14 protein-coding genes are annotated in these 16,663 nt (G+C 37.7%); 4 read left to right on the top strand and 10 right to left on the bottom strand.

Translation table 11 applies throughout. From position 1 onward, the window contains the following. Positions 1–432: 432 nt before the first annotated feature. Both HZ311_RS12625 and HZ311_RS12620 read left to right on the top strand, forming a co-directional pair. Positions 433–2,670, top strand: coding sequence for an ATP-dependent Clp protease ATP-binding subunit (locus HZ311_RS12625; RefSeq protein ID WP_137072107.1), 2,238 nt, complete (start codon positions 433–435; stop codon positions 2,668–2,670). A gap of 195 nt (positions 2,671–2,865) precedes the next feature. After that, a complete protein-coding gene (locus HZ311_RS12620) occupies positions 2,866–3,186 on the top strand; it encodes a DUF1827 family protein (protein WP_023519401.1) in 321 nt (106 codons plus the stop codon). 18 nt (positions 3,187–3,204) lie between these two features. Here HZ311_RS12620 and HZ311_RS12615 read toward each other — a convergent pair whose 3' ends face one another. From HZ311_RS12615 to HZ311_RS12600, 4 genes are all read right to left on the bottom strand, one after another. Continuing rightward, on the bottom strand, positions 3,205–3,426 hold the full coding sequence (locus tag HZ311_RS12615) for a hypothetical protein (protein WP_010735888.1): 222 nt from the start codon (positions 3,424–3,426) through the stop codon (positions 3,205–3,207). Between the two features lie 244 nt (positions 3,427–3,670). Continuing rightward, on the bottom strand, positions 3,671–5,251 hold the full coding sequence (locus tag HZ311_RS12610; RefSeq protein ID WP_010735889.1) for a peptide chain release factor 3: 1,581 nt from the start codon (positions 5,249–5,251) through the stop codon (positions 3,671–3,673). A gap of 245 nt (positions 5,252–5,496) precedes the next feature. Next, a complete protein-coding gene (locus tag HZ311_RS12605) occupies positions 5,497–6,873 on the bottom strand; it encodes a hemolysin family protein (protein WP_010735890.1) in 1,377 nt (458 codons plus the stop codon). A 126-nt stretch (positions 6,874–6,999) separates the two neighbouring features. Further along, positions 7,000–8,124 carry an AI-2E family transporter gene (locus HZ311_RS12600; protein ID WP_023519400.1) on the bottom strand — a complete coding sequence of 375 codons (1,125 nt, stop codon included), beginning with the start codon at positions 8,122–8,124 and terminating at the stop codon, positions 7,000–7,002. 135 nt (positions 8,125–8,259) lie between these two features. Here HZ311_RS12600 and HZ311_RS12595 point away from each other — a divergent pair, with 135 nt between their 5' ends. After that, complete coding sequence (locus HZ311_RS12595; RefSeq protein ID WP_023519399.1) at positions 8,260–8,694, top strand: GNAT family N-acetyltransferase; 435 nt, start codon at positions 8,260–8,262, stop codon at positions 8,692–8,694. A gap of 60 nt (positions 8,695–8,754) precedes the next feature. Here HZ311_RS12595 and ntdP read toward each other — a convergent pair whose 3' ends face one another. From ntdP to recX, 3 genes are all read right to left on the bottom strand, one after another. After that, positions 8,755–9,288, bottom strand: coding sequence for a nucleoside tri-diphosphate phosphatase (gene ntdP, locus HZ311_RS12590; protein ID WP_010735893.1), 534 nt, complete (start codon positions 9,286–9,288; stop codon positions 8,755–8,757). Positions 9,289–9,380: 92 nt separating this feature from the next. Further along, positions 9,381–10,565: an A/G-specific adenine glycosylase gene (gene mutY, locus HZ311_RS12585; RefSeq protein WP_010735894.1), complete on the bottom strand. Its 1,185-nt coding sequence runs from the start codon at positions 10,563–10,565 to the stop codon at positions 9,381–9,383. Next, on the bottom strand, positions 10,558–11,358 hold the full coding sequence (gene recX / locus HZ311_RS12580; protein ID WP_010735895.1) for a recombination regulator RecX: 801 nt from the start codon (positions 11,356–11,358) through the stop codon (positions 10,558–10,560). Before recX ends, mutY begins: the two co-directional genes overlap by 8 nt. A gap of 105 nt (positions 11,359–11,463) precedes the next feature. On the opposite strand from recX, the gene rlmD reads away from it, so the two are divergent. After that, on the top strand, positions 11,464–12,840 hold the full coding sequence (gene rlmD / locus HZ311_RS12575) for a 23S rRNA (uracil(1939)-C(5))-methyltransferase RlmD (protein WP_010735896.1): 1,377 nt from the start codon (positions 11,464–11,466) through the stop codon (positions 12,838–12,840). Positions 12,841–12,955: 115 nt separating this feature from the next. Here rlmD and HZ311_RS12570 read toward each other — a convergent pair whose 3' ends face one another. From HZ311_RS12570 to HZ311_RS12560, 3 genes are all read right to left on the bottom strand, one after another. Further along, positions 12,956–13,672: a YcjF family protein gene (locus HZ311_RS12570; protein ID WP_010735897.1), complete on the bottom strand. Its 717-nt coding sequence runs from the start codon at positions 13,670–13,672 to the stop codon at positions 12,956–12,958. Between the two features lie 214 nt (positions 13,673–13,886). Further along, positions 13,887–14,465, bottom strand: a complete 579-nt coding sequence (locus HZ311_RS12565) for a lytic polysaccharide monooxygenase (protein ID WP_010735899.1) — start codon at positions 14,463–14,465, stop codon at positions 13,887–13,889. Between the two features lie 364 nt (positions 14,466–14,829). Continuing rightward, the gene (locus HZ311_RS12560) at positions 14,830–16,380 is read right to left on the bottom strand and encodes a fibronectin type III domain-containing protein (protein WP_178946732.1); all 1,551 of its coding nucleotides are present in this window, start codon (positions 16,378–16,380) and stop codon (positions 14,830–14,832) included. Between the last annotated feature and the right edge of the window lie 283 nt (positions 16,381–16,663).

The raw sequence follows: 16,663 nt of genomic DNA, 5'->3' as shown, positions 1-16,663 counted from the left end.
TTTTTTCCTTAGATACAACAGTTTTCATTTAAATTGAGAGAAAATCCAATAAACTATTCTGTAGAACTGTTTCATGCATAGTGATGATTATTCCTGTTTTAATAAATTCCATGTTTTTTTATATCTCATAAATCGATTGACCAATCATGTTTGTCGAGTAATTGAACGATTCATGAAATTTCAGCTTTATCCCCTACAAATTTGTCGACAACTTAAGGTTCTTACCCAAATGTTTTGTCACATTGTCTGAACAAAAGAATCAATTGCTTGCGTCAATTCAAAAAATTAGTATAATAAAATTAAATGGTCAGTAATGGTCAACGAGGTATGACTTTTACAAGTTTTGTTGATCGAGTGTTATTCTTTTACCCAAAGATAGGCGCGATGTAAAATAGACTTAATGACCAATGTTTGAAAGGACGTGAATGTTTTATGCTTTGTCAAAACTGTGGAAAAAATGAAGCAACGATTCACTTGTATGCGACTGTCAATGGCCAACGTACACAACTTGACTATTGTCAGAGCTGTTACCAAAAAATTAAAAATCAGCAAAATGGAGGTCTAACAAGTATGGCCCAAAATGATCCATTTGGCTTTGGTAGTCTGGACGATCTGTTTCGTTCGATGTCTCGTCAAATGCAACAACAAGGAAATTACGAACAAACCCCCCCTACTCAATTTGGTGGGAACAACAACTTCAATGGTGGACAACCACCACAAGGACTCGCTTCAGATGGTCTTTTAGGCGAATACGGTATCAATATTACAGAAGAAGCACGCCAAGGTGAAATCGATCCAGTCATCGGTCGAGATGATGAAATCAAGCGCGTGATCGAAATCTTGAATCGCCGCACAAAGAACAACCCTGTATTGATCGGAGAACCAGGTGTCGGTAAAACGGCTGTGGTTGAAGGACTCGCTCAAAAAATCGTTGATGGCGATGTACCACAAAAATTACTAGATAAAGAAGTGATTCGCTTAGATGTTGTTTCACTTGTCCAAGGCACAGGAATCAGAGGACAATTTGAAGAACGGATGCAAAAACTGATCGAAGAAATCAGACAAGCAGAAAACGTTATTTTATTTATAGATGAAGTTCATGAAATCGTTGGGGCTGGTTCAGCTGGTGATGGTAACATGGATGCCGGAAACATATTAAAACCTGCGTTAGCTCGTGGTGAATTACAAATGGTTGGAGCAACGACATTGAATGAATACCGGATCATTGAAAAAGATGCTGCGTTAGAGCGCCGCATGCAACCTGTTCGTGTCGATGAACCTTCTGTAGATGAAACGATCAGTATTTTAAAAGGATTGCAAAAGCGCTATGAAGACTACCATCATGTCAAATACACAGATGCTGCGATCGAAGCTGCGGCTAGATTGTCCAATCGCTATATCCAAGATCGTTTTTTACCGGATAAAGCCATTGATTTACTGGATGAAACAGGATCTAAGAAAAATTTAACGATCCAAATCGTTGATCCAAAAATGATCGAAAAGAAATTGGAAGAAGCGGAAGAACAAAAGTTGTTGGCTTCTAAAGAAGAAGATTTCGAAAAAGCAGCTTATTATCGCGATCAAATCAATAAATTGAAAAAAATGCAAGAACGCCAACTTTCAGAAGAAGAAATCCCAGTAATCTCTGAAAAGGATATGGAAAAAATCGTTGAACAACGTACAGGCATCCCAGTTGGTGAACTGAAAGAAAAAGAACAAACTCAATTGAAAAACTTAGCGGACGACTTGAAAAAACATGTGATCGGGCAAAACGATGCGGTTGATCGGGTAGCCAAAGCCATTCGTCGTAATCGAGTTGGTTTAAGCAAGAAAAACCGTCCAATTGGTTCTTTCTTATTTGTTGGTCCTACTGGTGTTGGTAAAACAGAATTAGCGAAGCAACTAGCCTATGAATTATTTGGATCTGAAGAATCGATGATCCGTTTCGATATGTCAGAATACATGGAAAAACACAGTGTCGCAAAATTGATTGGTTCCCCTCCAGGCTATGTCGGCTATGAAGAAGCTGGTCAATTGACTGAAAAAGTACGTCGAAATCCGTATAGTTTGGTTCTGCTTGATGAAGTAGAAAAAGCACATCCAGATGTCTTGCACATGTTCCTACAAATCTTAGATGATGGACGTTTAACCGATGCGCAAGGTCGTACGGTCAGCTTCAAAGATACAATCATCATCATGACAAGTAATGCAGGAACTGGAAAAGTAGAAGCCAATGTTGGCTTTGGTGCTGCTCGTGAAGGTGTGACTCGTTCTGTCTTGAATCAATTGAACAACTACTTCACACCAGAATTCTTGAATCGTTTTGATGGAATCATTGAGTTCAGTGCTTTATCAAAAGAAAACTTGATGATGATCGTGACTCTTATGCTTGATGATGTCAACCAACTATTGGCGGCTCAACAATTACATGTGGACGTTCCTACAAATGTCAAAGAAAAGCTGGTTGATCTTGGTTACGATCCAGCAATGGGTGCCCGACCATTACGTCGGACGATCCAAGAACAAATCGAAGACGGCATTGCCGAATTCTATCTTGATCATCCAACGATCTCAGATCTTAAAGCAAAATTAGATAAAGACGACAAAATCGTCATTACTTCTAAACCTGAACGTTTAGTCAAAGAAGCAAACAATGAACCGACAGAATAATTTCACACTCAAATGGTAGAAAAAATGGAGCGGAGAGTTTGCCACTCTCCGCTTTTGATTTTATTTTTGGAAAAGAAAGTAACAATTTTTTTCTTATTCGTTTATTTTTAAGAAGACAAAATGCTGTTCATTTTACTAAAAAAAAATTATACTTAATATAAGTTATTTCTTAAATACATAAGAGAGGTGAGCGCCATGAAACTAGTTAATGTAACAAACAGCCATTCACGATTAGTTTTGAACCAATTAGAAAATACAGATGCACATATGGTCAAGGTGTATACCGCAGGAAATACAACTGTTATTTACACAGAAGCTCCTGAGCACAATGAAATCGTCCTGATGAATGAAAACCGCAATATCCAACCAAAGGAAATTGAAGAAATCCAACACTACTTCTTAAAAAAAATCCATGACGCTTTGTACCATCCTGAAGACATCCAAGTGATCGAGTTACCGGGCTTAGTAGAAATCTCTATTCCAAAAAGAAATTTAAATGCACCAATTGCTATGTAGAAAAAAATAAATCATGAATCAAAAGGGTTTTGTCGAAGGCACTTGGCATTCCCTTTTTTTCTTTTTACTATTTCCAACTTCCCTCCCCTTTACAGGTCGATCCGCTTGGATGATCGAGCGGATTTCATTGACGATCCGTTCATTTTTTTCCCAGTTCTCAATATCCAACATTTGACATACTCGACGCATTTTTGCTTTTTTTCTTTCAATACGCTGTTTTTTTTCGATTTCTGTTTCCATTTGATCCCTACTTTCTTTGCTTATTTTATATATATGTACGCAAAAATATTCTAATCTATTTTTTTATTTGTTTTTAATTGATTTTTTCAAAATAAACAAAAAAACGTTAAAATCCAACAAAAACACACGACAATTCACTGAAAATATGAATCGTCGTGTGTTCGTTTTAATTTATATACTAAATGAATATTTTTAAGTTTTTATTTTAAAAGGAAACAACTGTACAGTTAATGGGAATCACTGATTACATCAAACTTTTTAATTTTACGTTTGGATATTTGTCAGCAAACCAACGCTCTGCAAACTGATTCTCAAATAAGAATAGCGGTTGATCAAAGCGATCTCTCGCTAAGATATTACGGCTTGAACTCATTTTCTCATCCAGATCTTCCGGTTCGATCCAACGGGCAATCTTGTTCCCCATCGGCGACATGATCACTTCTGCATTGTATTCGTTCAACATCCGATATTGGAAAACTTCAAATTGCAATTGTCCAACTGCCCCGATGATGTATTCTTCGGTCACATAGGTTTTATATAATTGGATGGCACCTTCTTGTACCAATTGATTGATTCCTTTGTGGAATGATTTTTGTTTCATCACATTTTTAGCCGTTACTTTCATGAAAAGCTCAGGGGTAAATGAAGGTAACTCTTCATAAGCTACTTTTAGTTTTCCTTCATATAATGTGTCACCGATTTGATAATTTCCAGTGTCATACACACCAATGATATCTCCTGCCACAGCATTTTCAACGTTTTCTCTGGCATCTGCCATAAACTGCGTGACATTACTCAATTTCAATTTTTTGTTCGTCCGCTCTAATGAGACGTCCATTCCACGTTCAAATGTACCTGAACAGATTCGTACAAATGCAATACGATCTCGGTGAGCTGGATTCATATTGGCTTGGATCTTAAAGACAAAACCAGAAAACTCTTGTTCATACGGGCTGACTACTTGCTCTTCACGTGTTTTATGTCCATAAGGAGATGGCGCCAAATCAACGAATGTTTCTAAAAATGTCTGAACACCAAAATTAGTTAAAGCTGAACCGAAAAATACTGGCGTCTGCTCCCCACGTGCAATTTTTTCTTCATTAAAGGAATCTCCGGCTTCTTTTAACAGCTCTACTTCTTCTAATACTTGCTCGTACAATGAATTATTTCTTAGTGGATGATCCTCCGGTAAGTGACCCTCTTCATCTAATTGAGCCAAGCGTTCATCTTGATAATTCTCAGGACGATAAAATTCTACTCGGTTATGATGGATATCGTATAATCCTTCCAATCCTTTCCCCATACCGATCGGCCAATTCATTGGGCAAGATTCGATATCTAATAACTCTTCTAATTCTTCTAATAGATCAAGCGGTTCTCGACCATCTCGGTCCAACTTATTGATGAAGGTGAAAATAGGAATTCCTCTTCTTTTGACTACTTGGAAAAGTTTTTTCGTTTGCGCTTCAATCCCTTTTGCGCTATCGATGACCATGACCGCACTATCGACCGCCATCAACGTACGATACGTATCTTCTGAAAAGTCCTCATGCCCAGGGGTGTCTAGAATATTGACTCTTTTTCCGTGATAATCAAATTGCATCACTGAACTGGTAACAGAAATCCCACGTTGTTTTTCGATTTCCATCCAGTCAGATTTTGCAAAATTACCTGTTTTCTTTCCTTTGACCGTTCCTGCTTGGCGAATCGCACCACCGAATAAAAGCAGTTGTTCGGTGATCGTTGTTTTTCCCGCATCCGGATGGGAAATGATCGCAAATGTGCGTCGATTGTCCACTTGCTGTTTTAATTCTGGATTGTTCATAAATTTACTCCATTCTTCATTTGTCTATTGCTTCATAAAAGAGAACCCCTTCGACTATTCGATAGTTCCTCTATCCTTTTCTTCAACTCAAATAGTATAGCATGGATATTCAATTTGAAAAAGTAAGCGAAACAGTTTTACTTTTTCTTTTCATTTGATATCTCCAAAAAAAGAACAGATACATCACTTCAGAAAGCAAGTAATATATCCGCTCTTCGTTTCGTTAAAAGATCATCGAAGGTGCTTTATCTTCGTGGTTCGTCGTCTTCAAAATCTTTTTTGAAATAGCGACGTTCTTCTTCAGGCTCAGCTTCTATTTCTTCTGGATCATGGAAGATCACACGAATTTTGAGTACTCTAGAACCTTCCATTTCTTCAGAAATCAAGGTAATGTTTTCAACATCAAATGAAAGTTTTTCTCCTTCATCGGGAATCATGCCTAAAGCTGTGATCAAGTAGCCGGCCATCGTATCCACATCACTCATGTGGAGATTACTTTCAAACGCCTCATTGAATTCATCGATCAGCATTCGACCTTGAATGATGTATTCATAGTCACCGACTTGTTCGTAGAGATTTTCTACTTCATCTGATTCATCATCGATTTCTCCAACGATTTCTTCAAGTAGATCTTCCAAGGTCACTAAACCTACGACTCCGCCATATTCATCTAATAGGATCGCCATTTGGTTTTGTGTTTTTTTCATTTCATACAATAGATCATCAATAAAAATCGTTTCTGGAACAAAAAGTGGTTCCTGCATGATTTTTTTGATCTCTAAGTTTTCGAACCCAAATTTATGGGCAGCTTTTAATAAATTTTTCGTATGAAGGATTCCGACAACTTTATCTTTGTCTTCATTATAAACAGGAATCCTTGAGTAATTCTCCGATAGTACTTCGTTGACATTTTCTTCAATGGAGTCATTAATGTCGATCATAAAAGCATCTGTTCGAGGAACCATTACTTCCCTTGCAACTTTTGTGTCTAAGGAAAAGACACCTTGAAGCATTTCCAACTCTTCGTTGTTCAATACCCCTTCGTTTTCAAGCATATACCGCATTTCGTCGCGGGTCATCTTTGAATCTTCATCGTCAAAAGTCATTGGTGTTATCCGTGCCAGCAAGCTGGTAGATGCAGATAACAGCCACACGAAAGGTTTCGCTACGACACCGATCATTCGGATCATACCTGAGGTAAAATTCGCTACCTCTTCTGATTTATTCAAAGCGATCCTTTTCGGGTATAATTCTCCAAAAACAATCGAAACATAGGTCAAAATAGCCAGTACGATAATATTTGCAATACTTCTTGCTGCGGCACCGCCACCTAGTAGTGGGGCTAATCTTACGGATAAAGTATTAGCTAAAGATGCACCAGATAAAATATTGACCAAAGTGATTCCTACTTGGATAGTTGATAGGAAGTTATTTGGGTTCTGCAATATTTTTAAAAGCTTTTTAGATTTAACATCTCCTTCTTCCGCTTTTTGTTCGATCCGATTTTTATTGATCGATACAACTGCAATTTCGGAAGCTGCTAAAAAAGCATTGATCAATGTCAAAATGATCAATAATAAAATTTGCGCTAACAGCGACTGACTCTCAGGGTCAGCATTCATAATCGCATTCTCTCCTTATTCATTTAAATTTTTATTTTTTTAAAGAAAAAAACGTGGCTAAAGGTAGCCACGTTAAAATGGTATCATAAAGCGATTTTCTTTGCAATAAAAATAGCCATTCGATCATTAAGATTCAAGAGTCGTCGCGATTTTTTTCTTGTTCTCGTTTTGTTTATCTTCTTTTACGATCTTGACGACATAAGAAATGATTGTTTTGCAGATCGCATAAAAAGGTACACCTAGAAAAATCCCTAGTAAACCGGCAATGTTTCCCGCAACAAGTAAAACGATAATGATCGTTAGTGGATGGATCTTCAATGATTTACCAATGACATTCGGATAAATGATATTTCCATCTAGTTGCTGAACGATCAAAACGACTACACAACATAGCAATGCTTTGAATGGATCATTGAATACTGTCACTAAAAAGGCAGGAGCTAAACCTAAATATGGGCCTAAATAAGGAATGAGGTTGGTCAATCCAGCAATTACTCCGAAAAGGAAGGCATAGTCTACGCCTAGAGCAAAGTAACCTAGAAAGGTGAATGTACCAACGAATAAGCATTCGATTGCTTGGCCACTAATATAATTAGCTAACGTTTTATTCAACTGTCCTAACAACTCGACGATTTGTTCTCTTCGTTTTTCTGGAAAGAAACGTTTGATGTTCGGTACAAGTTTTTCGCCATCTTTCAACATGTAAAACAAGATAAACGGCGCGGTAATAATAACGATGGTCGCTGAAGCAATCGTTCCAACGATCGAACCTAAGCTATTAGATAAGCCACTCAGAAATTGTTGGATGATCGTGCCATATGAAATATCCAGTTGTTCAAAATATTTATTGATATCGACATCTTTGAATACGGACCATTGTGCAACTTCTGCTAACCAAGTCTCTACTTGGCGAATAAAGTTCGGCGTGTTAGAGGCCAAGGAAGATATTTGTTGGACTAAACTTGGGATGACACTTAACAAGATCCAGACCAGAGCGGCAACTAACAATAACAGTACAATTGCTACTGCCCAGATCCGTTTCATTTTTGTTTTCATCAATAATCCAACGATTGGATTCAAAATATAATATAAAAAACCAGCAATCAAAACTGGTGCAAATAATGTGGAGAAGAATGTCCCGATTGGTTGGAAGACAAAGCTGATTTTCGAGGAGACTAAGATCAATGTTGCTAAAATCAGCAATTCAAATGACCAGAACATCAACTTTGATTGTTTTAACTTATCGAACAAATAATTCACTTCTTTCCTTTTTTATGATAGTATATAACATTCTTTTGAAAAAATCTGTTATTTTTGATTTTATTTTATGCACTTTCCATTCCGATCACTTTACAGTATACTACTGAAAAGAAAGGTGGCTATTTGATGAAAGTAGTTCATACAAAAGATACGATGAGTCCGATCTATCTCGATGCTGTACGTATCAGAAACCAAGTCTTCGTTGTCGAGCAAGGTGTTCCCTTTGAGAGAGAAATCGATCAGGATGAAGCGCATTGTATCCATTTCGTCCTTTATACAGATGCACAGGAGGCGCAAGGTACTGTTCGTTTACTGCCACTCGAAAATGGCCAGATAAAAGTCCAACGTATGGCAATCCTTGCTGAATACCGTCAACAAGGTTTGGGGCAAGTCTTGCTAAGAGAAGCAGAGGCTTTTGCTAAAAAACAAGGATTTGATACGATAAAATTAGGCGCTCAACTGACTGCTATTCCTTTTTACGAGAAGCTTGATTATCAAGCCTACGGTGAAGTCTTCGAAGATGCGGGCATCCAACATCTCAACATGAAAAAAAACTTGTGAAGCATCCAAGTAAAAACAGTAAGCAAGATGAAGATTCCTTCACTTACTTACTGTTTTCGTTTACTTTTGCGACAATTGCTTGTAACGGTCATACCAAATATCAATATAGCCTTCTGAGAATGGGCCATCTCCATTATTGATCCAGTCAACCAAAATCTTCACGTTTTCTTTTAAAATGAAGTCAATATCACTTGGATAATTCATCATTTGACTGTGCATTTCATATTCATCGACATCTAACAAGCGCTTCTCGCCATCAGGAAAAACCTTGATATCTAAGTCATAATCAATATATTTTAATGCTTCATCATCTAATAAAAAAGGTGAAGCCAGATTACAATAATAGGAAACCCCCTTTTCTCTGATCATTGCTATTACATTGAACCAGTATTTTTTGTGAAAGTATACAATCGCTGGTTCTCGCGTCACCCAACGTCGTCCATCAGACTCTGTTACAAGAGTATGATCATTGACACCGATCATTGAATGTTCGCTTGTTTTCAATACCATGGTATCGCGCCACGTTCGATGCAATTTGCCGTCGTGTTTATAACTTTGGATCGTTACAAACTCTCCTTCTTTTGGAACTCCCATCGCAATCCTTCCTTAGCAACATTTTGTGCTTTGTGTTGGGGTGTTCATTACACCGACATCGTAATTATTATAGCAATAAAAATCATCTTTGCCTAGAAAGGATTACTATTGTTTCGATTTTTATCCAACTGCTCGACTAGCTTCATTTGTACTTTTGGGAAAACCACTTGTTCAAATGCTTCTGGTATCAGCCACTGCGTCTGTTTGCCAGTCTCAGATAGGTCTTTTTCAGTCTTAGGCAACCGACCATAAAACAATAAAACATGCCATTTCAAATGACTGAAGATATGCGTCACTTCCCCTAGATGCCTTTTTTGCCATACGATTTTGTCCGCATGAGCAAAAGGCAATACTGAAGCACCTTCTTCAGCGACTAAAACCTCATCGAACAAACTGATTTCGTTCTTAGGTTGCCAGTCTGCTTCTAGTTTTTCGTATACCTCTTTCGTTACTTCTACCATCGGAAATGTCCACATATCAGCCAGTAATTTTTGTTGATCTCGTTGTTCAAAATAAAATGCACCTTCTGCGTTTTCAATCGCTGCACAAACATAATAAACATCTCGCGGCTTTGCTTTTTTTGTTTTGACAGGATAGGCGGTTTGGATCCCTTTTTCTTTTGCTAAACAAAATGCTTGGATTGGGCATTCCTCACATTTAGGCGAGGTCGGCGTGCAGATTGCTGAGCCAAGATCCATCAATGCTTGATTGAACTCACCCGGATGCTCTTCGTCAATGATTTTCCGCATGGCTTGATCAAACACTTTGCGACTCGATGCTTTCGCAATATCTTCTTCAATACAGAACAGCCGACTAACCACACGCATGACATTTCCATCGATCGCTGGTTCAGGTAGCCCAAAAGCAATACTTGCGATTGCCCCTGTCGTATAAGGACCGATCCCTTTTAATGTACTGATTTCTTCCGGTGTTCGTGGCATCTTTCCGTCAAAATCTTCCATGATTTGTTTTGCAGCAGCTTGAATATTTCTGGCCCGTGAGTAGTAACCTAAGCCTTCCCAAGCTTTCAACAGTTTTTCTTCGGGTGCTTGCGCCAACGCTTCGATGGTTGGGAACCACTCCATAAAGCGATAAAAATAATCAATGACTGTATCGACTCTGGTTTGTTGCAACATGATTTCTGATATCCAAATACGATAAGGGTCTTGATTGTAACGCCAAGGGAGATTTCTCTTTTCAAGCTCATACCATTCAATAAAACGTTCTTGAAATTCTTTTGTTTTTTCTAAGGACCAGTTTTCCCATTCTCTACTCACTTGCTTCTTCTTCCTTTTCTAAAATAAAGCGCTGGATCATCTCAAAATCAAAGCCTTTTTGATAGAGACTCTGCTTTACTTTCATCTTTCTCTTTTGAGGTTCAAAGCGACTATTCTTACGCCAGATCTTCTCTCCTTGTTGTACTAAAAGCTCATATTCAACTTCTGGATCAGTTTCTTGAGGTAAGGTTTGCATCGCTTCTTGGATCACATCATTGGTAAATCCTTTTGTCATCAATTTCTGTTGGATATTCCGTAATAGATCCTTTTGACTTTTGGCACGATTTTTTTCGTAAGTCTTTTCCGCTGTTTGCCGTGCATTTTCTACTTGCTCTTCAAATGGGTACTGGCTTAAAGACTGCTCGATCACTTCTGGTGATAGCCCTTTTTGTTGCATTTGTTGTGCTAATTTTTTTGGTCCCTTGTCACTCAAACGCATATTCGTTCGGACGTAACTTTCACCAAACGTCAAATCGTCAACAAGACCTAATTCTTTTAGTTTTTCAACGATTTTATGACGGTCTTCTTGTCCGATCTCTTTATCTTTTAAATAGATCCGAATTTCTTTTTCCGTTCGTAATTGGTAACTCAAATAATTTAATGCTTGTTGTAAACCAAAATCATAACCTGTACTTTTTTTGATTTCAGCTAATTTATCTTCTGTCAATTCTTGTCCTTTTAATAAACGATAGCGTACTAAAATATCTTCTGATACTTGTAGTGTTTCGCCATCTGATAGATCGATCTGATAAAAAGGCCCCTTGCCTTTACTGATTCTTGCAATAGAAAGCAAACTATCCCTCCTCGAACATATATTCCTATCATAACATAGAAAATCCCCAACTTTCGCTATAATATGTTAAAATATAGCCACATAATGATAAAAAGGGAGATACCTATGCCAGAAGCAATTGTTAAAAACGGCCAAACGATCACATTAAAAATCAAACGTTTAGGGATCAACGGAGAAGGAATCGGCTACTTTAAACGCATGATCGTCTTTGTTCCGTATGCCCTTCCTAAAGAAGAAGTCCTAGTGAAGATCACCAAAGCGACCCCTCGCTATGCCGAAGGACAACTCGTTAAAGTCAAAAAAACAAGTAGTGACCGTGTGACTGCTCCATGTCCAGTCTACTATGAATGTGGTGGTTGCCAATTGCAACATTTAGCGTACCATGCACAACTCGATTTCAAAAAAGATTTGCTTTTGCAGGCTTTAGAAAAATTCAAACCCGCCGGTTATCGTGAGTATCCACTTTTACCAACGATTGGAATGGAGGATCCATGGCGTTACCGGAACAAAGCGCAATTTCAATTGAGAAAAAATAAACAGACAGACAAAATCGAAGCTGGACTCTATCAAGCCAATTCTCATGACTTAGTGGCAATTACTGATTGTTTAGTGCAAGAGCCTGCGACACAAAAAGTGATGAATACAGTCGTCGATTTATTGAATAAATATGATTTACCGATTTATGATGAACGTGCGGATAGCGGAATTTTCCGCACGATCATGGTTCGAGTGGGTATACAGACAGGTGAGCTACAAGTTGTCTTTATCACCAGGAGTCAAAAATTCCCACAAAAAAATGCCCTGATTCGTGAGATCAATCAGCAACTCCCTGAAGTCGTTTCGATCATGCAAAACGTGCAACCTTTAAAAACCTCCCTCGTGATGGGTGACGAAACAAAACACCTTTGGGGAAAAGAAGCTATTGAGGAACGGATCAATGAAGTAACTTTTGATCTTTCACCTCGTGCCTTTTTCCAGTTGAATCCTCAACAAACAGAAGTCTTATACGGTGAGGGAATCAAAGCTTTAGCCATCCAACCAGAAGAAACGATCGTAGATGCTTATTGTGGTGTTGGGACAATTGGTTTGAGTGTGGCAAACAAAGCAAAAGAAGTACGCGGAATGGATACCATCCCCCAAGCCATTTCAGATGCACAGAAAAACGCACAACGATTAGGCTATGAGAATACTCGTTATGAAGTGGGTACGGCAGAAGAGCTATTACCAAAGTGGTTGAATAAAGGCTTTCGTCCGGATGGGATCATTGTTGATCCGCCACGTACTGGTTTGGATGAGCAGTTGATCCAAGCAATTTTAAAAAACCCACCGCAAAAATTAGTTTATATTTCTTGCAATGTTTCGACTTTAGCAAGGGACCTCGTCCAATTAGCGAAAGTATTTCACGTCGAGTATCTACAGTCTGTCGACATGTTCCCTCAGACAGCACGTTGTGAAGTCGTCGTGAAATTAACAAAAAAATAATTCAATAGCGCCAGCCAGAATCCTTATAAAAAATAAGCATTTTCCTTTACTTAATAGTCAAAACTATTTCCGAGGTCAATGCTTATTTTTTTATCCGATTATTTCTGATTAAACCTTATTTCATTTGTTTTTTTCGTTTCAATAAAGTAAAAAGTGTTTGAACTTGCCCTTTGAAAGACATGACATCATCAAAAATATCTTCGCCATCATTCAACATTTTTACTGTGATCCAGCCTAATGATTCGGTGATCGTACTAGCGACTGTTGCGTTGATCGCTGCACCAGCCACTGTACCTACTGCCGGAATGATCTTAATGATATTCCCTACTGCACTTCTACCTAAACTAACAACGATCAACTCTTTTGAGACACTTTTACCTAATGATTCAGACCATGATTGTCCAAATAACTTGTGGAGACGTCCCATCATCGTTAGCTGAACTGGTACAAGTAAAAAAGCATCTGAAAAAGGGATCGGTGAACAACCGATGATCGCCGCTGTCAAAGAGGCCGCATGAATCGTTGCATGGCATTTTCTACGTAAGGGTTCATCTACCCCTTTTAAGAATTCTTCAAATAAACGATCGAATTGTGTTTTACTCTTTGCTAATGTTTGTTCCGCTTTGCTTTTTGACGAATCAAAATTTCGTAAAATAGCTGCGGTTGTTTTTTGAGGAAGTCTTTTCATTGTTTCAGCGAAAAAGGAAGCAAATTCCTTTTGTTCCTCAGGTGTTTGCTCCAATGTTTCTTCTACTTTTGTTTCTTCGTTTTCGATTACAGTATCTTCAATCGATTCTTTGTTTTTCTTTTTTTTCCGTAAAAATTTTTTCATTTGATTTCCTCCGTAACCCTTCCCTTTTGGTATCCTTATTTCTATCATACAATACAACCTGAAGTTCGCCAAAAAATGGGATCATCATCGAACCTCGTCCTATTGATTTTAAATGGTTCGAACATACAAATAAACACCCATGAAGTGAAAATGAGAGTCACTTCATAGGTGTTCTTTATATGATCAGTTAAAAAGGTTTCTCTTCAAGGTTTTTCTATTGAACATTGACATCAATTACTTGATAGAACGCATTTGTTGTATCTGAAATATTCCAAACAGCTAAAATCACGTTGTAGCCTTTTCTATCCTGAGGAACAGTAATTGTTTGATTTACTGTTTTTGGCGGAACTGTTGCTTTATCATCGATTTTTGTAATCAATTCAAAATCGCTGAATTTCAAAGGTTGATTTTGGTTCCAACCTGGTTTTGTAATATAGTAATCCCAAGTACTTGTACGATGTTGTGCAGTTAAGTTCCAAGTGATATTCAAAGGACCAGCATTAATTACACTTTTATGCCAACGATTTGCTGTCTGTTCATCTAATGGTTCAAACCCACTAACACCTGCACTTGCGATTTTTCCATCAATAAATGTATTTTTAGGCGCTTCAATACTTTGTGGTTCCCATTGTGCGCGCCCAACGTTTTGATTCAAATTACCTGCAGCTGCTGTACCGAAATAGGCACGACTCCCTGGAGATGTTACATAACCATGTGCATAACCAGATGTACCAAAACCAAACAAACCTAACATAACAATTCCTACGAACATCATAATACTAAACTTTTTCATAACTGAACCTCCTATATTTGATAGGTTTATTGTAAACGTTTTCTAAAATAAAAACAAACGTTATGCTTTTATAACTTTATTGCAGATAAGCTAATTTAAAACATCTAATAAAAAGATTGATTTAATAGGATTTAACTAGCAATAAGGATAGTTAATCACCTAAATGTTTCTATTGTACACTTAATATTTTCTTAATGTTTCAATATACATATTGTTTTTCCAACAAAAAGAAGAGAGCTTATTTAAGACTCTCTTCTTTTACACATCTATATAAATAATAACTTAAATATCATTTTACAATAGAAGTTATTAATAATTTTTACGATTTATCATTTTATCTATGGAGTAATAAGAAATCGCCGGATTATTTAGTCACAAGTCTCCATGGACCATAAGGACCAGATTCACTTGGAATATCGTTTTGTGTCCAATGTCTCGCTTCATAGATCAGCCCTTCATATGTAACACGCTCTCCACCTAAGTAAACTGTTGCAGGGTCCCAAGCGGGCAGAGTAGATTCTGATTCTTCAAGCGTAGTAAAAGTATAAGTTGCTGCATCCGAAACATTTCCAGAACGGTCTTCTGCAATCACTTCAACTGTGTAAGTCGTATTGCTCTTCAAGTTTTCAAAGGTATGAGAAACAGCCATTGTTGTCGCTGATACTGTTTCGCCTGCACCAGTTAATTTAAGGTTATAACGAGCAATGCGGTCATTATCCGTTGATGCCGTCCAATTGATACGCGCACGCTGTGTCGTAATGAAATCTGAACCTACATTTGTCGGTGTTGATGGATTTTGTGTATCTTCAGGCATCTCAGAACCATCTGTAAATCTTTGACCCACAGTTAAGAATTCATATTGATTTTTCACTTGCCCTTGTCCGCCATCTACTCTGGCATCACGATTCATTGACCAGTATGAGACCATACCGATTTTGCGTTCTTTGGCATGTTGTACAACTAAGTTGAACATATCTGTTGTAAAGTAAGGATGTTGTTCATTTTCAAATCCTACAGAAGGAGTCGTACCTAATTTTGCATAAGCTTGCTCATCCGTTAATGTTTTACCAGCGTATTGTTTGTAGTGATTTTTCAATTGGACCATAGTATTGTCTACCGCATCTAACGAACCTTGCGCATAGTCTGTAACACTTGATCCATAACACATCGTCATGATATTCACGTTAGTTAAGTCAACACCCGCTTCTAAATAAGCTTGCAAGACAGATAATCCTGTTGAGATCAATCCTGTAGGCATAACTGGTAATGTCAACGTCACGTCAACCCCAGTTGCATCTTGTAATCGTTTTACTGCTTTCGCATTTGCTAAATTTTCGTGGTACCCCATAGCAGCAGCTTCTACGTCAAAGTCAATACGTGTAAAACCATAACCTTGGATAACTTCCATGTAAGCATCATAAAGCATATCTTCATCTTGCGTTACTTCCCAGAAGGCACCAGAATTTAATCCGCCAAATGACACAGCTGCATCTCCGCCTACTTCTCTTAACTCACGGATCGATTGCTTGATTCCTTCATATTGCCATTGGTCACTATCACTTTCACTCAATCCATTGAAGTTTCCCCAAGCCCAATCAAGTTTCCCATTTTTGATCCCTCTAGCTTGCATAAACCCTAGATTAAAGAAACGCTGACCTGTTTCTCTAGCAATTGCTGCCATATTCAAGGCACCTTTATTTGACAGTACTTCATCTGAAGTATACGCCGTGATATCTACGAATGGCGCTACGACTTGTTCTGGCCACTCGATTCCTTGACCTACACCAAAATCAGGTGTTGCGCGAACTGTTTGCACTGTTGCCGCTCCTTGCTCTTCATTTAAAAACAACGGTGCAACTAATAAGCTACACAATGCTGCTCCAGCTAATAATCTTTTTACACTTTTTTTCTTCATTTTCCAAACTCTCCTCATTCAACTAATTCATTTCCTTGTTCGTAATCGATTACAAATTTTATAATATCAGATAACTCAAAATAATATAACGAAAACAAAAAAGAAATTAAGGTTATTTAATCGTTTTATCCCCGTTTTATAGTTAAATAAAAAAGTAAAAACAAAAATGTTCGGTATTGCAACAACGTTTAAAAATCAATCTAAAAAAGCTTTTATCACCGATTTAATCACCTCGTCACTAATTTATTTCGGTCAATATGTACGCTATATCAACATTTTTTAA

It is taken from the genome of Enterococcus mundtii (assembly GCF_013394305.1).
GTDB lineage: Bacteria > Bacillota > Bacilli > Lactobacillales > Enterococcaceae > Enterococcus_B > Enterococcus_B pernyi.
Note: the sequence above shows the minus strand (reverse complement) of the source record. Positions and strands in the feature narration are given on the sequence as shown.